Origin of the sequence: Aurantimonas sp. Leaf443 (assembly GCF_001425575.1) — a bacterium.
Taxonomy (GTDB): Bacteria; Pseudomonadota; Alphaproteobacteria; order Rhizobiales; family Rhizobiaceae; genus Leaf443.
The window spans coordinates 334,683-354,721 of the sequence record NZ_LMRD01000007.1 but is presented as its reverse complement, the minus strand read 5'-3'; the positions used below and the strand labels follow the sequence as shown (position 1 = coordinate 354,721).

The window sequence follows — 20,039 nt, the reverse complement described above, 5'->3', positions numbered from 1 at the left end:
TCAGCCCGGCCCGAGGCGGGCGCCGGCGGGAAGCGGCGTGCCGCGCAGGAAGTCGCGCGCTTCCATCGCCTTGCCGCCGGCCTTCTGCAGCGCGAGAAGGCGCACCGCGCCCGTGCCGCAGGCGATCGTCAGCGCGTCGTCGAGGGCGGTGCCGGGCGCGCCCGCGCCCTCGCAGGGCTCCGCCCGCAGGAGCTTGACGCGCTCGCCGCCGGGCAGGAGCGTCCAGGCGCCGGGAAAGGGCGAGAAGGCGTTGATGCGCCGCGCGACGCCGGGCGCCGGCGTGTCGAAGGCGATGCGCGCCTCGTCCTTGGCGATCTTGGCGGCGTAGAGCACCTGTCGTCCGGTGCGGGCGGCGATCGAGTCTTGCGTCTCGAAGGCGAGCGTGCCGGCCTCCAGACGTGCCAGCGCCTCGACCATCAGCGTGGCGGAGGTCTGGCTCAGCCGGTCGTGGAGTTCGCCGGCGGTCTCCGTGGCGCCGATGGCAAGATCGGCCGTCAGCCCCACCGGGCCGGTGTCGAGCCCTTCCTCCATGCGCATCACCATCATGCCCGTCGTCGCATCCCCCGCCTCGATGGCGCGCTGGATGGGCGCGGCGCCCCGCCAGCGCGGCAGGAGCGAGCCATGGCCGTTCAGGCAGCCGAGGCGCGGGGCGTCGAGGACGGGTTTGGGCAGGAGGAGGCCGTAGGCGACGACCACCGCGACATCGGCGCCGTGCGCGGCGAACCGCGCCTGCGCGGCCGGCTCGCGCAGCGTCTTCGGGGTCAGCACCGGCAGCCCCAGCCGCTCGGCCTCCACCTGGACGGGCGAGGGCGTCTCGCCGAGGCCCCGGCGCCCGGCGGGCCGGGGCGGCTGGGCGTAGACGGCGGCGATCTCGTGGCCCGCGGCATGGAGCGCGCGCAGCGTCGGCACCGAGAAGGCGGGCGTGCCCATGAAGACGACCCGCAGGGTCACCGGGTCAGACCCCGGCCTTGCGGGCGGCCTTGGTGAACTTCTTCACGACCATGTCGCGCTTCAGCTTGGAGATGTGGTCGATGAAGAGGACGCCGTTGAGGTGGTCGATCTCGTGCTGCAGGCAGGTCGCCAGAAGCCCGTCCACCGTTTCCTCTCGCATCGCGCCGTCGAGGCCGAGATAGCGCACGGTGACGGCGGCGGGCCGCTCGACCTCGGCATAATAGTCCGGGATCGACAGGCAGCCTTCCTCGTAGACATTGGTCTCCTCGCCGGCCGACAGGACCTCCGGATTGAGGAAGACGCGCGGGGCGTTCTCCTCCTCCTCCTTCGACACGTCGATCACCAGCATGCGCACCGGCTCGCCGATCTGCACCGCGGCCAGGCCGATGCCGGGCGCATCGTACATCGTCTCCAGCATGTCGTCGGCGAGACGTTTCACCGCCGCGTCGATGGTCTCGATCGGGCGCGAGGCGACGCGCAGCAGCGGGTCGGGCAGGATGATGAGGGGCTTGATCGTCATGGCCGTTCCCGTAACGGGCGCTGCGGCGAGAATCAATCGCCCGCGCGCAGGACGGGGCGCAGCGCGTCGCAAGCCGCCTTGCCGCGGCGTCCGCTCTCTGCCATGTTCCTGTTTTGATCCGGTCCGCCGCCGCGCACCGGTCCTGGAACCGACCATGCCGAGCGCGCCGACGAACGCCCTTCTCGACTGGCTCGCCGCCCCGGCGACGAGCCTTGCCGGCGTGCCCCTGCAGGGCGCCGCGCTGGTCCTGGGCGCGCTCGCCGCGGCCTTTCTCGTCCTGTGGCGCATGGCGGCGGGCGCGGCGCGCCGCTCCATCGCCGAGGCCGAGCTGCGCGCCGAGATCGCCGCCGACCAGCTCTCCTCCATCACGCGGGCGCAGGCGGAGATGAGCGGGCGGATGCAGACCATGGCCGAGGTGCTCGGCTCGCGCCAGGCGGACCTCACCCGCGCCATCGCCGAGCGCATGGACGGGCTGACGACGCGCGTCGGCCAGTCGATCATGACGAGCGCGGGCGAGACGCGCCATTCGCTGGCCGCGCTCGCCGAGCGGCTGGCCGTCATCGACCGGGCGCAGGGCGAGATCCGGGGGCTGGCCGGCGAGGTCGTGCGCCTGCAGGACATCCTCTCCAACAAGCAGACGCGCGGCGCCTTCGGCGAGGGGCGGATGCAGGCCATCGTCGCCGACGCCCTGCCGCAGGGCGCCTACGCCTTCCAGCACACGCTTTCCAACGGGCGCCGGCCGGACTGTCTCATCCACATGCCGAACGGTTCGCCGCCGCTCGCCATCGACGCCAAGTTCCCGCTGGAGGCCTATACGGCGCTGAAGGCGGCCGAGGACGACGGGGCGCGGGCCTTTGCCGCCCAGCGCCTGCGCCGCGACATGGACGCGCATATCTCGGCCATCGCGCAGCGCTACCTCATCGCCGGCGAGACGCAGGACACCGCTTTCCTGTTCATTCCCGCCGAGTCGATCTTCGCCGAGCTGCACGAGCATTTCGACGACGTGGTGCAGAAGGCGCATCGCCAGCGCGTCGTCATCGTCTCGCCCTCGCTCCTCGTCCTCTCCATCCAGGTCGTGCAGGCGCTCCTGCGCGACCAGCGCATGCGCGCCGAGGCCGGGCGCATCCAGGAGGAGGTGCGCCATCTCGGCAAGGACCTGGAACGGCTCGACGCGCGGGTGAGCGCGCTGCGCAACCATTTCGGCCAGGCGGGGCGCGACATCGACCAGATTCTGGTCTCCACCGCCAAGATCATGCGCCGTGGTGAACGGATCGAGACGATCGACTTGCCGAATGAGGAGATCGCCGCGCAAGAGCCTGAGCCGCAGGGCCGGCCGCGCGTGGCGACCCCCTGAACCGGAATTGACGCTGCGGCAAATTTCCTTCGCCGCAGCGTCCTCGCGCCATTGCGCCGGCAGTCGGCCAGGAGCAGTGTGAAGAAAAAGTAAAGACCCGCGGGGATCGAATTCACAGGTCTCGCGTTGCTTGTCCGTCAATGGTTTGGAGCGGGGGACGACATGTGGCGCGGCGCCAAGGTCGTACTATCGATGGTGATGCTGGCTTCGGCGACTTGCGCGCCGATCGCGCTCGTTTCCATGCCCGCTGCGGCGAGCCAGCTGTCCGACGCCTATAATCGCGAGACCGACCTTCCCTTCCGTCGCGGCCTGCAGATGCGCCTCGCCTGGACCGGCGACTATGCCGGTGCCTTCGACGGCGACATCGATTCGGCCACGCTGCGCGCGGTGCGCGACTTCCAGGCCCGCCACGGGCTCGCCGCGACCGGGGTGATCGACGACGCGATGCTGCGCCTCCTCGTCTCGACCTCCGACGGCATCCGCAATCCGCTCGGCGTCGCCGACGTGGAGGATCCGCGCACGGGCATCACGCTGCCGCTTCCCACGATGAAGGTGTCGGAGCGCGGCGCGAGCGAGGTCGGTTCTCTCTGGGCGTCCGAGGACGGCCGGATCGAGATCGAGACCGTGCGCATCGCCGGCACCGGCCAGACGCTGCCGGGCCTCTACGACGTGCTCTCCCAGCCGACGGAACGCCGCTCGGTCGACGAGAAGCGGTTCGACGGCCTGACCTTCGAGGTCGCCGGCACGGCGGAAGGCCGTCGCTACGTCATGCATTTTTCCGGCCTCGACGACGACCTGCGCGGTTTCTCCGTGACCTTCGACGAGGCCGACGCGCCGTCGATGGAAGCCTATGCCACGGTCGCCGCGGCGAGCTTCGATCCCTTCGCCGGAACGCCGGAAGGGCCGGCCGTCGCCTCGAACGATACGGACGGCGCGCGCGAACTCGCGGTCGCCAGCAACGAGAGCGGCTCGAACCTGTTCTCGCTGCCCTCCCAGTTCATCCGCAACACGGATGCGCGCGCCGACACGCTGGAGCCGCCGGTCGGGCCGCTCGATATGTCCGGCTCGGGCTTCGTCGTTTCCAAGGACGGCTGGGTTCTCACCAACGCCCATGTCGTGAAGGCCTGCAAGTCGGTGCTCGTGGGCGACAAGGGCAGCGTCGTGAAGACGATCGTCGATCCGGCCAACGATCTGGCGCTCGTCAAGCTCGACACGGCGATCGGCACGCCGCTGAAGATCGTCGCCGACAAGCCGCGCCTGGGCGAGGACGTGCTCGCGCTCGGCTTCCCGCTGCGCTCGATTCTCGCCGACAGCCTGAACGTCACGCGCGGCAACGTCTCCTCGTTGCTCGGCCTGCGCAACGACCCGCGCTACCTGCAGATTTCCGCGGCCGTCCAGCCCGGCAATTCGGGCGGTCCGCTCATCGACCTCGCCGGCCGCGTCGTGGGCGTCGTGACCGCCAAGCTGAACGCGGTCGCCGTGGCGGACGCGACGGGCGACATTCCGCAGTCGATCAACTTCGCCATCCGTCCGGACGTGGCGGCTGCCTTCCTGAAGAAGAACGGCGTCGCCTTCGAGGTCGCCGATCCGAAGGCCGAGGCGACCAGCGTGCCGGACGCGACGGCTTCGGTGAAGGACTCGGTGCTGCCGGTCCTGTGCCTCGGCGGCTGAGCCTCGTCACCGTCCTCGATCCGAAAGGCCGGGCCCCGTGCCCGGCCTTTCGCGGTCCGCCATGGCGATGGGCCGGCGGAACGCGCACGGGCCCGATACGTTGGCTTGGCAGGACGATCGAGCCGCCCCTTTCGGGCCCGCTTCACCAGCGACGGAGACCCCCATGCCGGACATGAATCCCGATCCCGAGATGATGCGCGAGCAGCAGGGCAAGGACGTCTCCCAGCGCATCGAGCGCGACGAGACCAAGCCTCGCGCCGAGCGTTCCGACACCGACGCGCGCAGCGAGCACGACCGCGAAGAGACGGCGCAGGGCCGCCATACCAGCGACCAGACGCATATGGACGGCATTCTCGAGGCCAATCACGAGGGTCATCCGCAGAAGACAGGCGGCGGCACGAGCCAAGGCGAGGGCCTCGCCCGCAAGGACCGCTCGCTCCTCGGCCAGTAGTTTCCGAGTCCCGCGGCCTCGTCGGGCTTTACCCGGAGATGCGCTTGAGGAACGCGCCGAGGTCGTCGGTGACGAAGTCGATATGGGCGCCGTCGCGGCCCTCGTGCTCCCAGACGTCGCCGAGCACCGCCTCGAAGTTGCGGGGCACGACGAGCACCGTCACCATGCCGAGGCGCTTGGGGACCTCGAGATTGCGCGCGAGATCCTCGAACATCACGGCGCGGCCCGTCTCGATCTTATGCAGGCCCACGAACTTGTCGTAGGTCTCGGCCGCCGGCTTGGGCACGAGCCCGGCCGCGACGATGTCGAAGATATCCTCGAAATGCTCGGCCATGCCGAGCTGACGCGCGGCGCGTTCGGCGTGCCCGCGATCGCCGTTGGTGAAGATGAACTTGCGCCCCGGCAGGTCGCGGATCGTCTCGCCGAGGGCTGGGTCGGGCGCGAGCCAGGAATAGTCGATGTCGTGGACGTAGTTGAGGAAGGCGTCCGGGTCGATCCGGTGCTCCTGCATCAGCCCGGCCAGCGTCGTGCCGTAGCGCCGGTAGAAATCCTTCTGCTTCGCCCGTGCCGCGTCCGGGTCGAGCGAGAGGAGATTGCCGACGAAGGCCGTCATGCGCGTGTCGATCTGCGAGAAGAGATCGGTGTGGCGGGGGTAGAGGGTGTTGTCGAGATCGAACACCCAGTCGCGCACATGGGCGAAATCGTCGGGCGTGGCATCCGCCGTCTTGAGGATGTCCGTACTGTCGCTCATGGGGATCGTGTCGTCTTTTCTGCTCGGGCCGGCCGATCCGCGCGGGTCGCGGCGGTGGGAGGACGCGACCCGGACGGGTGAGGGAGGGCGCGCATGCCGCTGTGGATTCCGATTACCATCGCGGCGGCCTTCCTGCAAAACCTGCGCTCGGGTCTGCAGCGGCGGCTGAAGGGCGGGATGGGGTCGCTGGGGGCGACCTTCGCGCGCTTCGGCTTCGGCCTGCCCTTCGCCGCGCTCTATCTCGTTATCCTCGTCCAGGGCTTCGGCTATGCGCTGCCCGCGGCGAACGGCCGCTTCCTCGCCGCCGCCGCGATCGGAGGCCTCGCGCAGATCGCGGCGACCTTCCTCCTCCTGCACCTCTTCTCGCTGCGCAACTTCCTTGTCGGCACGGCCTATTCGAAGACCGAGCCCGTGCAGGCCGCGCTCTTCGCCGCCCTCTTCCTCGACGAGACGATCCCCGCCGCCGGCGTCATCGCCATCCTCTGCGGCATCGCGGGCGTCGTCGCCATCACCCTGTCCTCGGCCCCAGCCCGGGCCGAAGCGGTGGGCGAGGGCCGGGCGCGCCGCGTGGCGGCCCGCCTCCTGCGGGGCCTCGCCTCGCGCGAGGCGGCGATCGGCATCCTGTCCGGCGCGCTCTTCGGCGTCTCGGCCGTATGCTTCCGCGGCGCCTCGCTGGCGCTGGACGGGGAGGCCGTTGTGCGCGCCGCCGTCACGCTCCTGGCGGCGACCGGCGTGCAGACGCTGCTGATGCTCGTCTACATGGCCCTCTTCGAGCGTGGCGAGCTGCGGAACCTTCGCCGCGCCGCCGGTCCCGCGCTTCTCGTCGGGCTCGTCGGCGTCGCCGGGTCCGCCGGCTGGTTCACGGCGATGACGCTGCAGAAGGTCGCCTATGTGCGCGCGCTCGGCCAGATCGAGCTGGTCTTCACGCTGGCGACCTCCGTCCTCGTCTTGCGCGAGCGCGTCACGGCCGGCGAAATCGTCGGCTGCGCGCTGATCGTCGGCGCCATCCTGGCGCTTCTGGTCCAGGCGGCCTGAGGCCTTACAAGGCCTCCGCGCCCGTCTCCTTGCGCATGGCGAGAAGCGCCACGAGCGACAGGAAGGCCGCGCCCGACAGGTACCAGCCGACCGCCGCCACGCCGTAGCCGGTCGCCAGCGTCTGCGCGATGTAGGGGGCGAGCGAGGCGCCGACGATGCCGCCGAGATTGAAGGTCATCGAGGCGCCCGTATAGCGCACCGAGGTCGGGAAGAGGCCGGCGAGCGCGGTGCCGAGCGGGCCGTAGGTCATGCCCATCAGCGCGAAGCCGAGCGAAAGGAACAGGCCCGAGGAGACGGCCGTGCCGGCGCCGAAGAGCGGCGCGAAGGTGAAGCCGTAGAGGAGGATCGCGATCGAGGCGCCCGTCAGCACCGCGCGCTGGCCGAACCGGTCGGCCAGAAGCGCGGAGATCGGCACGGTGAGGCCGAAGAACACGACGCCCAGCATCTGCAGCGGCAGGAACTCCGCCCGCGTGAAGCCCAGCGCGCCCGTGCCCCAGGAGAGGGTGAAGACCGTCATTAGGTAGAAGAGGGTGAAGGTCGCCAGCGCGCCGACCGTGCCCACGAAGAGCATGGCGCCATGGGTGGTGAGTACGGTGGCGAGCGGCACCTTCACGCGCTCGTGGCGCTCCAGCGTCTTCCGGAAGGCCGGCGTCTCGTGGATCTTCAGGCGCACGTAGAGGCCGACGAAGACGAGGAGCGCGGAGGCGACGAAGGGAATGCGCCATCCCCAGGCCAGGAACTGCGTCTCGTCGAGCAGCTCTACGAGCAGAAGGAAGCTGCCCGTGGCGCAGATGAAGCCGATGGGGGCGCCGAGTTGCGGGAACATGCCGTACCAGGCCTTCTTGCCCTCCGGCGCGTTCTCGGTGGCGAGCAGAACCGCCCCGCCCCATTCGCCGCCGAGCCCGAAGCCCTGGCCGAGGCGGCAAAGCGCCAGAAGGAGCGGCGCCAGAAGACCGACCGAGGCGTAGGTCGGCAGGAGGCCGATGGCGACGGTCGACAGGCCCATCGTCATCAGCGCCGCCACCAGCGTCGCCTTGCGCCCGATACGGTCGCCGTAATGGCCGAAGACGGCCGCGCCGACGGGCCGGGCGAAGAAGGCGATGGCGAAGGTGGCAAAGGACTGGAGCGTGCCCGTCGCCGGGTCGGCCGAGGGGAAGAACAGCGCCGGGAACACGAGCACGGCGGCGGTCGCGTAGATGTAGAAGTCGAAGAACTCGATCGTCGTGCCGATGAGGCTGGCGAAGAGGACGCGCGAGCGCGAATTGACGGGCGCCGTCGCGGCGCTGGCGGACAGGGTGGACAAAAGAGGGGCTTTCGGCTGCGAAGGGGCGGCGTACTCTGCGTTACGCCTTTCGCCGCGCTTACCATCTGCACCGCCGGGCCGCAACCCGGCGGTGGTGCCGCTGCGCGCCTTGCCCGCCCTCAGCGCACGATGAGCGTGCCGGCGCCGTGCTCGGTCAGGAGTTCCAGAAGCACCGCGTGCGGGGTCTTGCCGGTGAGGATCACGACCCCTTCCACGCCGCGGTCGATCGCCTCGATGCAGGTCTCCACCTTCGGGATCATGCCGCCGGAGATCGTGCCGTCGCGGATCAGCGCCTTGGCCTCGGCGACGGAGAGTTCCTTGATGAGCTGGCCCGACTTGTCGAGGACGCCCGGCACGTCGGTGAGGAAGAGGAGGCGCGAGGCTTCCAGCGCGCCCGCGATGGCGCCGGCGAACGTGTCGGCGTTGATATTGTAGGTGTGGCCGTCGCGGCCGGGAGCGACGGGGGCGATGACGGGGATCATCTCGGAGCGGGCGAGAAGGTCGAGGAGCGTGCGGTCCACCTCCACGGGCTCGCCCACGAAGCCGAGATCGAGCACGCGCTCGATGTGGCTGTCGGGGTCGATCGTCGTCTTGCGGGCCTTCTCGGCGAAGACCATGTTGCCGTCCTTGCCGCACAGGCCGATCGCCCATTCGCCCTCGGCATTGATGAGGGCCACGATCTCCTTGTTGATCGAGCCGGCCAGGACCATCTCGACGATCTTCACCGTCGCCTCGTCGGTGACGCGCAGGCCGCCCTCGAAGCGCGACTCGATGCCCATCTGCGTCAGCATCGCGCCGATCTGCGGGCCGCCGCCATGGACGACGATCGGGTTGATGCCGGACTGCTTGAGAAGCGCGATGTCGCGCGCGAAGGCGCGCCCGAGCGTGGCGTCGCCCATCGCGTGGCCGCCGTATTTCACCACGACCGTCTTGTTCTCGTAGGCCTGCATGAAGGGCAGGGCCTCGGAAAGGAGGCGGGCCTGCGTCAGGCCGTTGTCGTCGGGGATGATCTGGGACACAGGGCGGCTCCTTGCGGGGATAGAGGGCACAGGCGCGGCAACGCCCGGCGCGCTCTATCCCAGTTTCGTGACGATTGGAAACGCCGCCAGCCCCTTCCTTCGCGATCGATCCGGCCCAACTCCCGTTCCAGGCGGGATGCCCGGCGCCGAGGAAGGGGCCGCGGCCGCCTCCAGCTGTGGCGAACGGAAAGCGATCTCCCCATGTCCTACGGTCTGCGTCGGCGCCTGGCGCCCTTCGCGCTCGCTTTGTCCGTCGCTCTCGTCAGCGCCTTCTCGGGTCCCTGCGCCTCGGCGCAGCCCTCCGAGATCGGGGCGGCGGCGAAGGCGCCGGGGCGCCATCTCCTGATGCGCCACGCGCTGGCGCCGGGCACCGGCGATCCCGCCGGCTTCGCGCTCGGCGACTGCGCCACCCAGCGCAATCTCTCGCGGGAAGGGCGCGCCCAGGCGAAAGCCATCGGCCGGGCGCTCGGCGAGGCGGGGCTGGCTCCCGACATCGTCCTCACCAGCCAATGGTGCCGGGCGAGCGAGACGGCGTCGGGCCTCGGCCTTGCCGCGGTGGAGGAGGAACCGGCCCTGAACTCCTTCTTCGCCGGGCGCGGCGAGGCCGAGCGCCAAGGCGCGGCCGTGATCGCGCGGCTGAAGGCGCTGGACGCCGCCGGGCGGAAGGCCGTGCTCGTCACCCATCAGGTGAACATCACCGCGCTGACGGACGTCTTCCCGGCCTCCGGCGAGGTCCTCGTGGTGCGCCTCGACGGCGACCGGCTGTCCGTCGAGGACCGGATCCTGATCGAGCCGTGAGGCCCGCATGACCCATCCCGCCGCTCAGCCTTTTCGCTGCGGTGTTTGTCCACTGAACCGGCCGCGATAACCGCTGACCGGTGTTCCGACCGTCTGTTCGAAAATCAGCTGGCATATCCGCATAGCCGGCTTCAGCTTGACCGGGAGACGGCCATGATTGAGCATCTCGAGTCTGATCTGACCTTCAAATCCGGCGTGGATGGTGGGAGCTGTCACGTGCACACCGATGCCAAGACGCGCCAACGAGCTTTTGCCTTCGACGCGGGCGGCAAGTCGAGAATGCGGTTTCAATTGTACGTATTCTTTGGTCCACGCCAAGATCAATTGGCCGGGTTTGAAGCCGTAACCCTGTTCGGCGTCGATCCGCACCTGGGTGGTAACTTCCGATAGAACGTGATCGTGGTGTACCCTTCTCTGGAGGGATCGATCATCACATTGATGCCGACTTGCGCGTCCCTGAATTCGCTCAGCGTTTCATCCAAGGTGAGATCGACGCTCGTGGAACTGTAGGCCTTTTCCTCGGGCAAAGGATCGATCACGATGGAATCGAATTCCAATGCGATCTGTATCTCTCTGTCCGTCAGGATCATGATGTCCTCAGATCAGGCGCTGACGAGACTGCTTGGAACCCAAACGCGCCAAGCACCGGTTGTCGTCTCTCGGGGAAGCTCAACCAGATATGAGTGGGATTGTTCGCTGATCGGATATCCAATTTCAAGCGAGTTCTCCGAAACGGTTCGCCGATGAACCACCATCTGTTCGGCTTTTCCGTCCGCCGTCTCCACGGAGACGACAATTTCGCTCGGATGAAGGGCATCTCTGACAGGCTTGACGCGCAGTCGCATCGTGTTGCTCCCGTGATCTTAGGTGAACGGATTATGCCATCTGAAGTTTCATACCACATAGAACATAGAGCGAACAAAGACGCCGTCCCCAATCATTTCTTTTTCGCTTACCTATCCCCCACCGCCCGCTCGATCGCCTCGAGGGCGCTCGCGTCCTCGATCGTTGCGGGCATCTCGAAGCGCTCGCCGTCGACGATGCTCTTGAGCGTCCGGCGCAGGATCTTGCCCGAGCGCGTCTTGGGCAGCTTGTCGACCACCATCACCGAGCGGAAGGCCGCGACCGGGCCGATCCGGTCGCGCACGAGGGCGACGAGTTCGGATTCCACGGTCGTCGCCCGCCGGTCCGGCCCCGCCGCGCTCGCGTTCTTCAGGACGACGAAGCCGAAAGGGATCTCGCCCTTCATCGCGTCGCGCATGCCGACCACGGCGCATTCGGCGACGGCCGGGTGGCTCGCCACCGCCTCCTCCATCTCCCCGGTCGAGAGGCGGTGCCCGGCGACGTTGATGACGTCGTCGGTGCGTCCCATCACGAAGAGATAGCCGTCCTCGTCGAGAAGACCGGCGTCGGAGGTGGAGTAATAGCCGGGGAAGTCGGAGAGATAGCCCGTGCGGAACCGCTCCTCGGCGTTCCACAGCGTCGGCAGGGCGCCCGGCGGCAGCGGCAGGCGCAGGGCGATGGAACCCATGGTGCCGGGCGCCACGGGCCGGCCGGACCCGTCGAGAATGTCGATCGCGTAGCCGGGCATGGCGAGGCCGGGGCTGCCGTGCTTCACCGGCAGGAGGCCGAGGCCGAGCGGGTTGGCGGTGATGGGCCAGCCGGTCTCGGTCTGCCACCAGTGGTCGATCACGGGGCGCTGCAGCGCGCGCTCGGCATAGGCGACGGTCTCGGGATCGCCGCGCTCGCCGGCCAGGAACAGGGCGGCGAAGCGCGAGAGGTCATGCGCCCCGGGCAGGGCGCCGTCCGGGTCCTCCTTGCGGATGGCGCGGATGGCGGTCGGGGCGGTGAAGAGCGCCTTGACGCCGTGTTCGGCGATGACGCGCCAATAGGCGCCGGCGTCGGGCGTGCCCACCGGCTTGCCCTCGTAGAGGATCGTCGTGCAGCCGGCGAGAAGCGGGCCGTAGACGATGTAGGAATGGCCGACGACCCAGCCGACGTCCGAGGCCGCCCAGAAGACCTCGCCCGCGCCCGTGTCGAAGATCGCCCGCATCGACCAGGCGAGCGCCACCATGTAGCCGCCGGTGTCGCGCACGACGCCCTTGGGCTTGCCCGTCGTTCCCGACGTGTAGAGGACGTAGAGCGGGTCGCTCGCCGCCATCGGCCGGCAGGGCACGGACCGACCCGCGTCCACCTCGCCGAGCGCGCGCTCGCGCAGCCGCGCCCAGTCGTGGTCGCGGCCCGCGATCATCGTCGCCTCGGCCTGCGGGCGCTGCAGCACGATCGTGGCCTCGGGCTTGTGGCGCGCGATCTCGATCGCCCGGTCGAGAAGCGGCTTGTACTCGACGACGCGCCCGGGCTCGATGCCGCAGGAGGCGGCGAGGATGAGTCTTGGCGTCGCGTCGTCGATGCGCGTGGCGAGCTCGGGCGCGGCGAACCCGCCGAAGACGACCGAATGCACCGCGCCGATCCGCGCGCAGGCGAGCATGGCGACGACCGTCTCGGGCACCATCGGCATGTAGAGGATGACGCGGTCGCCCGCCTCGACGCCGAGATCGGCGAGCGTGGCGGCCAGCGCCTTCGTCTCGCGCAGGAGCTCGGCATAGGTGAGCGAGCGCCTGGTGCCGGTGACGGGGCTGTCGTGGACGAGCGCCGTCCGCCCCCCATGGCCCGCCGCCACGTGCCGGTCGAGCGCGTTGTGGCACATATTGCCGACCGCATCGGGGAACCAGCGGCCGTAGACGCCGGAACCCGCATCGAAGGCGCGCATCGGTGGCCTGTCCCAGTCGATCGCCTCCGCCGCCGCCATCCAGAAGCGTTCCGGGTCCTCGCTCCAAGCGATGTAGGTCTCGTGGTAGCGGCTCGTCATCGCGCAAATCCTCTCCTCCCGTACCGGCCGGCACGGTCCTCTCCACCGCCGCCGACGGGTCGCCCCGCCGTCGATGCCGACCGGCAGCGCGAAGTCTGAAGGGTTCGCGCGGGGAAGAGAAGTCCTGCTTTGGCCGCAGACGCGGCGGGCGCGACGCTCCGGAGCGGAACCCGGGAAGACCGGCGCCCGCCCGCCCGCCCGCCGGCCGCGTCCGCGCCGCTGGCCGGGGGTGGGGATTGCGGCTAAGACGAAAAGGCCCGCCCTGCGCTTGCCGCGCATGGCCCCTGTTCCCGTGCCCCGCGAGACGCGCCATGCCAGTCACCCTCGGCCTCGATCTCGGCACCTCCTCGCTGAAGGCGCTCGTCGTCGGCGAGGACGGCGTGCCGGTCGCCTCCGCCTCCGCCCCCTTGAGCGTCGAACGGCCGCAATTCGGCTGGTCGGAGCAGGCGCCGGACGATTGGATCGCGGCGACGCGGACGGTGATGGCCGAGCTTGCCGCCGCCCATCCCGGGCTCCTCTCCACCGTCTCGGCCATCGGTCTGTCCGGGCAGATGCACGGGGCGACGGTGCTGGGCGCCGACGAGCGACCCTTGCGCCCCTGCATCCTGTGGAACGACACGCGCGCCCATGCGGAGGCCGCCGAGCTCGACGACGCGGCCGCGCGGGCGATCACCGGCAACATCGTCTTTCCCGGCTTCACGGCGCCCAAGCTCCTCTGGCTCGCCCGCCACGAGTCCGCGACATTCGCGCGCGTATGTCGCGTTCTCCTGCCGAAGGACTATCTGCGCCTCTGGCTGACGGGCGAGGCGATCTCCGATCTGTCGGACGCCGCCGGCACGTCCTGGCTCGACACCGGGGCGCGCGACTGGTCGGACGAGATGCTCGCCCGCACCGGGCTCGACCGCACCGCCATGCCCCGTCTCGTCGAGGGCTCGGCGCCCGGCGGGCGGCTGCGCGCCGAGGTCGCGGCCGAACTCGGCCTTGCGCCCGGCATCGTCGTGGCGGGCGGGGCGGGCGACAACGCGGCCTCGGCCTGCGGCGTCGGCATCGTGCGGCCGGGCGCGGGCTTCCTCTCGCTCGGCACGTCCGGCGTCCTCTTCACGGCGACGCGCAGCTACGAGCCGGTGCCGCAGACCGCGCTCCACACGTTCTGCCACGCCGTGCCGGGCCTCTGGCACCATATGGGCGTGACGCTGTCCGCGGCGGGATCGCTCGACTGGCTGTCGAAGCTCCTGCAGGAAGGGCCGGCCGAGCTCGTCGCGCGGCTCGGGGACCGGCCGCGGGCGCCGAGGCGGCTCCTGTTCCTGCCCTATCTGTCCGGCGAGCGCACGCCGCACAACGACGCCGCCGTGCGCGGCACGCTTCTCGGCCTCGAAGCCGACACGGACCGGGCGGACATGGCGCGCGCCGTCCTCGAAGGCGTCGCCTTCTCGCTGCGCGACTGCCTGGAGGCGGGCGGGGCGGGGGAGCGGCCGGACGAGCTCATCGCCGTCGGCGCCGGCTCGCGCTCCGACCACTGGCTGTCGCTGATCGCCACCGTCCTCGGCATCGCCCTCGTGCGCCCGGCCGCCGGCGATTTCGGCGCGGCGCTGGGCGCGGCCCGCCTCGCCCTCTGTGCCGAGACGGGCGCCGACCCCGCGAGCGTCATGACGCGCCCGCCGCTGGCCGCCCGCTTCGAGCCGGACGCGAGTCTTCGAGGCGCGTTCGAGGGGGCCTACGGGCGCTATCGCGCGCTCTATCCCATGGTGCGGCCGAGCTTTCGCTGACGCGGCAGGGCCCCGAGAAGTTTTGCGTTGCACAAGGCCGGCCACCGGGCACAATGGCGCCATGTCAGCGACGCTCTCCATCCTCGTGGTCGACGAGAACCGTGCCCGCGCCGCGATCATCGAGGACGGCCTGCGCGAGGCCGGCCATGTCAGCGTCGAGGTGGTGACGAGCGTCGAGGGCCTCGTGCGGCGCATCGAGGTGCTGAACCCGGACGTCGTCGTCGTCGATCTGGAGAATCCCAACCGCGACCAGCTGGAGCACGTCTTCCAGGCCTCGCGCAGCGTGCAGCGGCCGATCGCCATGTTCGTCGACCGTTCCGACGCGGGCTCGCTGGAGGCCGCCATCGAGGCCGGCGTCTCGGCCTATGTGGTGGACGGGCTGAAGAAGGAGCGCGTCAAGGCGATCCTCGACATGGCGATCCTGCGCTTCAACGCCTTCCGCCGCCTCACTGCGGAGCTGGAGGAGGCGCGCTCCGAACTTGCCGACCGCAAGACGATCGAGCGCGCCAAGGGCATCCTCATGGCGACGCGCCAGATCACCGAGGACGCCGCCTATGCGCTGCTGCGCCAGACCGCGATGAACGAGAAGCGCAAGATCGCCGACATCGCGCGCAGCCTCGTCACCGCCGCGCAGCTCCTGTCGAAATAGGAAGCCGCCGATGTCGACGCCGCCCCCTTCCCAGCCCTTCGCCCGGCCGCTCAGTGCGCCCTCGCTCGGCAGGCCCGCGACGCGCCGCGTGCGCGCGGGCTTCATCCCCCTCATCGACGCCGCCGTCCTGATCGCGGCGGCCGAGATGGGCTTCGCCGAGCGCGAGGGCGTCACGCTCGATCTCGTGCGCGACGTCTCCTGGGCCAATATCCGCGACCGCCTCGCCTTCCGCCAGTTCGACGTGGCGCACATGCTCTCGCCCATGCCCGTCGCCGCCCAGCTCGGCCTCGGCATGAACGCCTTCCCGACGGTCGCGCCCATGGCGCTGGGCCTGGGCGGCAACGCCATCACGCTCTCCACCGCGCTCTTCCGGCAGATCGAGGCGGGGCTCGAGGCGCCGGCGCCCGAAGGCTCTCCCGCCTACGCAGCCGGGCTGCGGCGCGTCGTCGAGGCGCGGCGGCAGGCCGGCGCGCCGCCCCTCGTCTTCGCCGTCGTCTATCCCTTCTCCTCCCACAATTACGAGTTCCGCTTCTGGATGGGCCAGGGCGGCGTCGATCCCGACCGCGACGTGACCATGACCGTCGTGCCGCCGCCCCTGATGGCCGACGCGCTCGCCTCCGGCAGCATCGACGGGTTCTGCGTCAACGCGCCCTGGAACATGCTGGCGGTGGAATCGGGCGTCGGGCGCATCGTGGCGGTGAAGGCCGACATCTGGCCGGCCTCGCCGGAGAAGGTGCTGGGCATGCGGCCGGACTGGATCGAAGCGAACCGCGACACGGCGCTGCGCCTCGTCGTGGCGCTGGAGGCCGCCGCGCGCTGGTGCGACGCGCCGGACAACCGCGCGGATCTTTCCGCCCTCATGGCCGAGCCGCGCCATCTCGGCACCTCGGCCGACGTGGTGCAACGGCTCCTCGCCGGCCGCATCGCCATCGACCCTGCGGGACTCGAGCGGTCGATCCCGGGCTATCTCGCTTTCCATCGCGGGGCGGCGACCTTTCCCTGGATCAGCCAGGGGCTCTGGGTCTATTCGCAGATGCTGCGCTGGGGGCAGGCGGAGCGCCGGGCCGGCGACGAGGCGCGGGTGCGCGCGGCCTTCCGCTGCGACCTCTATCGCGAGGCCTTGGGCTCCGCGGACCTGCCGCTCCACGACGAGCGCGTCGAAGGCGCGCTCGACGCGCCGGCCGACGAGCCCTCCACCGGCGCGCCCATCACCATGCCGCCGGACCGCTTCGCCGACGGCGTGCCCTTCGATCCGGCGGAGATCGACGCCTATGTCGCCCATTTCGACATCCGCCGCCGGGATGGCGCCGAGGGAGCGGGCACGCCGGACTGAGGGTCCTGCACGAGGCGGTCGCCTCGCGAAGGGACAGAGGGAAGGCCGTGCCGGAACTTTCAGCACACGGGCACGGTACTGTTCAAACTTTGAGCGGCAGAAATCCGGTATGATCTGCAAGGGGTTGCGCCCCGTCCGTCGCGGGCGGCGCCATGTTGCACTGCCGCATCTTTGGACTTTCGCGCTCCGCAGTTTCGTGGCTTTCTAAGGAGGCGCCGTCAACGAGGACTGGCGCGCCGGCGGGCCGAGACGGCCTTGCCACCGACATCGAAGTCGCGTTGCCATCCCCAAGCGCCAGGCCTCCACAGGAGGCGCGGCATCGGACGGCCCCGCGGCTTTTTTCGTTTTCCATCCCCGAGCCTGCAACGGCCCGACGCCTTCGCGTCGGCCTACGACGGCTGGCGCCCGCACCCTTTCCATCTGCGAGATCTCGATGCCCTTCGACGACAAGCTCCTCCTCAGCCGCCGCACGTTCCTGCAGTCGAGCGCTGCGAGCCTCGGCACCGCGGCGCTGTTCTCGGCGATCGGGGCGAGCTTTCCGGGCGGCGCCTTCGCGCAAGGGACCGGTCCCGAGACGACGAAGGCCGTCCTCGGCTTCATCGCGCTCACCGATGCCGCGCCCCTGATCGTCGCCAAGGAGAAGGGCTATTTCGAGAAGCACGGGATGCCCGATGTCGAGGTGGTCAAGCAATCCTCCTGGGGGACGACGCGCGACAATCTCGTGCTCGGCTCGGACGGGTCCGGCATCGACGGCGCCCATATCCTGACGCCGATGCCCTACCTGATGACCGCCGGAACGGTGACGCAGAACAACCAGCCGCTGCCCATGGCCATCCTCGCCCGCCTCAATCTGGACGGGCAGGGCATCTCCGTCGGCAAGGCCTATGCGGACCTGAAGGTCGGGCTCGATTCCGGCGCGCTGAAGGAGGCCTTCGCGGCCCGGAAGGCCGCGGGCACGCCGGCCAAGGTCGCCATGACCTTCCCGGGCGGCACGCACGATCTCTGGATCCGCTACTGGCTGGCGGCCGGCGGCATCGACCCGGACAAGGACGTCGAGACGATCGTCGTGCCGCCTCCGCAGATGGTCGCCAACATGAAGGTCGGCACGATGGACGCCTTCTGTGTCGGCGAGCCGTGGAACGCGCAGCTCGTCGAGCAGGGGATCGGCTACACCGCGCTGACGACGGGCGAACTCTGGAACCGGCACCCGGAAAAGAGCTTCGCCATGCGCGCCGACTGGGTGGAGAAGAACCCGAAGGCGACGCTCGCCCTCGTGATGGCCGTGCAGGAGGCCGCGCAATGGGCCGACGACATGGCCAACAAGGACGAGCTCGCCGACATCCTCGGCAAGCGCGCCTGGTTCAACGTCAAGCCCGCCGATATCGGCCCGCGCATGAAGGGCGAGATCGACTACGGCAACGGCAGGACCGTCGCGGACTCGCCGCATTTCATGAAGTTCTGGCGCGACGACGCGTCCTACCCGTTCAAGAGCCACGACGCCTGGTTCCTCACCGAGGACATGCGCTGGGGCAAGATCGAGGCGACGACCGACGTCAAGGCGATGGTCGACAGGGTCAACCGCGAGGACATCTGGCGCGAGGCCGCCAAGGCGCTGGGCGTCTCGGCCATCCCCGCCTCCCCCTCGCGGGGCAAGGAGACCTTCTTCGACGGCAAGGTCTTCGATCCGGAGAACCCGGCCGAATACCTCAAGAGCCTCACCATCAGCCGCATCGCCTGACCCGTCCGGCCACGCCCCCGAACCCGGAGAGATCCATGTCCCAGACCGTGATCAAGACGAGCGCCGGCGGTGCGGTCGCCCTTCCCAAGGGCGCGGCGACGGTCGTGCCGCTGAAGCGGCCCGGGCCGAGCCTTGCCGCGCGCCTGTCGCGCGCCGGACAGGCCCTGGCCGGAACCGTGCTGCCGCCGCTCGCCACGCTCGTGGTCCTGCTCGCGGTCTGGGAGGTCCTGTGCTCGGGCCCGGGCTCGGCCCTGCCGCCCCCGACCCAGGTCGTCTCCGACACGTGGGAGCTCATCGCCAACCCGTTCTACGTCAACGGCGGCAACGATGTCGGCCTCGGCTGGCAGATCTGGGCGAGCCTGCAGCGCGTGGCCATGGGCTATGCCATCGCCGTCGTCGTCGGCATCTCGCTCGGCGTCCTCGTCGGCCAGTCGCAGCTCGCCATGAAGGGGCTCGACCCGATCTTCCAGGTGCTGCGCACCGTGCCGCCGCTCGCCTGGCTGCCGCTCTCGCTCGCCGCCTTCCAGGACGGCCAGCCGAGCGCGATCTTCGTCATCTTCATCACCGCGGTCTGGCCGATCATCATCAACACGGCGGTGGGCGTGCGCAACATCCCGCAGGACTATCGCAACGTCGCCAAGGTTCTTCGCCTCAACGGGCTGGAGTTCTTCGTCAAGGTCATGATCCCGGCGGCCGCGCCCTACATCTTCACCGGTCTTCGCATCGGCGTCGGCCTGTCCTGGCTGGCGATCGTGGCGGCCGAGATGCTGATCGGCGGCGTCGGCATCGGCTTCTTCATCTGGGATGCTTGGAATTCCTCGCTGATCTCGGACATCATCCTGGCCCTCGTCTATGTCGGCATCGTCGGCTTCGTGCTCGACCGTTGCGTCGCCGCCATCGGCAAGGCCGTCACCCGCGGCACGTCCGCCTGACCGAAGCCGCACCGGAGACGCGACCCATGACCCAGAAGCCGTTCCTCTCCATCGAAGGCGTGTCCAAGCGCTACAGCCGCGGCGGCGCGACGACGGAGGTCCTGAAGGACGTCGATCTCGTCGTCGAGATGGGCGAATACATCTCGATCATCGGCCATTCGGGCTGCGGGAAGTCGACCCTCCTCAACATCGTCGCCGGCCTCACCGACGCCACGGTCGGCGTCGTCCTCCTGGAGGACAAGGTCGTCGACGCGCCGGGGCCGGACCGCGGCGTCGTCTTCCAGAACCATTCGCTCCTGCCCTGGCTCACCGTCTACGAGAACGTCGCGCTCGCCGTGGACAAGGTGTTCGGGCGCACCAAGAGCGCGGCCGAGCGGCGCGAATGGGTGATGAGGAATCTCGAGCTCGTCCATATGGGCCATGCCCGCGACAAGCGCCCCTCCGAGATCTCGGGCGGCATGAAGCAGCGCGTCGGCATCGCCCGCGCGCTCGCCATGGAGCCGAAGATCCTCCTCCTCGACGAGCCCTTCGGCGCGCTCGACGCGCTGACGCGCGCCCATCTGCAGGACCAGGTCATGGCCATCCAGGCCAATCTCGGCACGACCGTGATGATGATCACCCATGACGTCGACGAGGCGGTGCTCCTCTCCGACCGCATCGTGATGCTGACCAACGGCCCCTCGGCGCGCATCGGCGAGATCCTCGACGTGCCCCTGCCGCGCCCGCGCGACCGCATCAGGATGGCGGCCGACCCGACCTACCTGCGCTGCCGGCAGGCGGTGCTGAAGTTCCTCTACGAGCGCAACCGCTTCGTGGAAGCGGCCTGACCGCCCGCCCGGCGCGCGCCGCGCCCGAGGTCTCCCGGCGTCGGGCCGGACACGACTTGGATTGCATCCCGG

Annotated in this window: 19 protein-coding genes; 11 read left to right on the top strand and 8 right to left on the bottom strand. The window is 69.9% G+C overall.

Annotation, left to right across the window (positions count from 1 at the left end; all coding sequences use genetic code 11):
* Together fmt and def are read right to left on the bottom strand one after the other, a co-directional pair.
* Positions 1–951, bottom strand: coding sequence for a methionyl-tRNA formyltransferase (gene fmt / locus ASG48_RS09840; protein WP_055848792.1), 951 nt, complete (start codon positions 949–951; stop codon positions 1–3).
* Between the two features lie 4 nt (positions 952–955).
* Complete coding sequence (gene def, locus ASG48_RS09835; RefSeq protein WP_055848791.1) at positions 956–1,471, bottom strand: peptide deformylase; 516 nt, start codon at positions 1,469–1,471, stop codon at positions 956–958.
* A 154-nt stretch (positions 1,472–1,625) separates the two neighbouring features.
* On the opposite strand from def, the gene rmuC reads away from it, so the two are divergent.
* The 3 genes from rmuC to ASG48_RS09820 all read left to right on the top strand — a co-directional run bounded on the left by rmuC (position 1,626) and on the right by ASG48_RS09820 (position 4,947).
* Entirely contained in the window at positions 1,626–2,825 is a 1,200-nt protein-coding gene (gene rmuC, locus ASG48_RS09830) for a DNA recombination protein RmuC (RefSeq protein WP_055848788.1), read from the top strand.
* A gap of 162 nt (positions 2,826–2,987) precedes the next feature.
* Positions 2,988–4,496 (top strand): serine protease, encoded by a 1,509-nt coding sequence (locus tag ASG48_RS09825; protein WP_244486859.1) that lies wholly within the window; start codon positions 2,988–2,990, stop codon positions 4,494–4,496.
* A gap of 163 nt (positions 4,497–4,659) precedes the next feature.
* Positions 4,660–4,947, top strand: a complete 288-nt coding sequence (locus tag ASG48_RS09820) for a hypothetical protein (RefSeq protein ID WP_055848783.1) — start codon at positions 4,660–4,662, stop codon at positions 4,945–4,947.
* A gap of 28 nt (positions 4,948–4,975) precedes the next feature.
* On the opposite strand, the gene ASG48_RS09815 is transcribed toward ASG48_RS09820, so the two are convergent.
* On the bottom strand, positions 4,976–5,698 hold the full coding sequence (locus ASG48_RS09815) for a pyrimidine 5'-nucleotidase (protein ID WP_055848780.1): 723 nt from the start codon (positions 5,696–5,698) through the stop codon (positions 4,976–4,978).
* A gap of 93 nt (positions 5,699–5,791) precedes the next feature.
* Here ASG48_RS09815 and ASG48_RS09810 point away from each other — a divergent pair, with 93 nt between their 5' ends.
* On the top strand, positions 5,792–6,733 hold the full coding sequence (locus tag ASG48_RS09810) for an EamA family transporter (RefSeq protein WP_055848776.1): 942 nt from the start codon (positions 5,792–5,794) through the stop codon (positions 6,731–6,733).
* A 4-nt stretch (positions 6,734–6,737) separates the two neighbouring features.
* Here ASG48_RS09810 and ASG48_RS09805 read toward each other — a convergent pair whose 3' ends face one another.
* Both ASG48_RS09805 and argB read right to left on the bottom strand, forming a co-directional pair.
* The gene (locus tag ASG48_RS09805) at positions 6,738–8,027 is read right to left on the bottom strand and encodes an MFS transporter (protein WP_055849707.1); all 1,290 of its coding nucleotides are present in this window, start codon (positions 8,025–8,027) and stop codon (positions 6,738–6,740) included.
* A gap of 128 nt (positions 8,028–8,155) precedes the next feature.
* Entirely contained in the window at positions 8,156–8,986 is an 831-nt protein-coding gene (gene argB, locus ASG48_RS09800) for an acetylglutamate kinase (RefSeq protein WP_244486881.1), read from the bottom strand.
* 270 nt (positions 8,987–9,256) lie between these two features.
* Here argB and ASG48_RS09795 point away from each other — a divergent pair, with 270 nt between their 5' ends.
* On the top strand, positions 9,257–9,853 hold the full coding sequence (locus ASG48_RS09795; RefSeq protein ID WP_055848774.1) for a histidine phosphatase family protein: 597 nt from the start codon (positions 9,257–9,259) through the stop codon (positions 9,851–9,853).
* Between the two features lie 24 nt (positions 9,854–9,877).
* Here the strand turns inward: ASG48_RS09795 and dcd are convergent, their stop codons facing one another.
* The 3 genes from dcd to ASG48_RS09785 all read right to left on the bottom strand — a co-directional run bounded on the left by dcd (position 9,878) and on the right by ASG48_RS09785 (position 12,722).
* Positions 9,878–10,222, bottom strand: a complete 345-nt coding sequence (dcd, locus tag ASG48_RS18795; protein WP_244486858.1) for a dCTP deaminase — start codon at positions 10,220–10,222, stop codon at positions 9,878–9,880.
* Entirely contained in the window at positions 10,174–10,443 is a 270-nt protein-coding gene (locus ASG48_RS18790) for a hypothetical protein (RefSeq protein ID WP_244486857.1), read from the bottom strand. Before ASG48_RS18790 ends, dcd begins: the two co-directional genes overlap by 49 nt.
* Before the next feature lie 362 nt (positions 10,444–10,805).
* The gene (locus ASG48_RS09785; protein ID WP_055848771.1) at positions 10,806–12,722 is read right to left on the bottom strand and encodes a propionyl-CoA synthetase; all 1,917 of its coding nucleotides are present in this window, start codon (positions 12,720–12,722) and stop codon (positions 10,806–10,808) included.
* A 311-nt stretch (positions 12,723–13,033) separates the two neighbouring features.
* Between ASG48_RS09785 and xylB the strand changes: the two genes are divergently transcribed.
* From xylB to ASG48_RS09755, 6 genes are all read left to right on the top strand, one after another.
* On the top strand, positions 13,034–14,488 hold the full coding sequence (gene xylB / locus ASG48_RS09780; protein ID WP_055848768.1) for a xylulokinase: 1,455 nt from the start codon (positions 13,034–13,036) through the stop codon (positions 14,486–14,488).
* Between the two features lie 61 nt (positions 14,489–14,549).
* Positions 14,550–15,137: an ANTAR domain-containing protein gene (locus ASG48_RS09775; protein WP_055848765.1), complete on the top strand. Its 588-nt coding sequence runs from the start codon at positions 14,550–14,552 to the stop codon at positions 15,135–15,137.
* A 10-nt stretch (positions 15,138–15,147) separates the two neighbouring features.
* On the top strand, positions 15,148–16,470 hold the full coding sequence (locus ASG48_RS09770; protein WP_055848763.1) for a CmpA/NrtA family ABC transporter substrate-binding protein: 1,323 nt from the start codon (positions 15,148–15,150) through the stop codon (positions 16,468–16,470).
* Positions 16,471–16,903: 433 nt separating this feature from the next.
* On the top strand, positions 16,904–18,208 hold the full coding sequence (locus ASG48_RS09765) for a CmpA/NrtA family ABC transporter substrate-binding protein (RefSeq protein ID WP_055848760.1): 1,305 nt from the start codon (positions 16,904–16,906) through the stop codon (positions 18,206–18,208).
* Positions 18,209–18,243: 35 nt separating this feature from the next.
* On the top strand, positions 18,244–19,140 hold the full coding sequence (ntrB, locus tag ASG48_RS09760) for a nitrate ABC transporter permease (RefSeq protein WP_082529380.1): 897 nt from the start codon (positions 18,244–18,246) through the stop codon (positions 19,138–19,140).
* Positions 19,141–19,166: 26 nt separating this feature from the next.
* A complete protein-coding gene (locus tag ASG48_RS09755; protein WP_055848756.1) occupies positions 19,167–19,967 on the top strand; it encodes an ABC transporter ATP-binding protein in 801 nt (266 codons plus the stop codon).
* Positions 19,968–20,039: the final 72 nt, after the last annotated feature.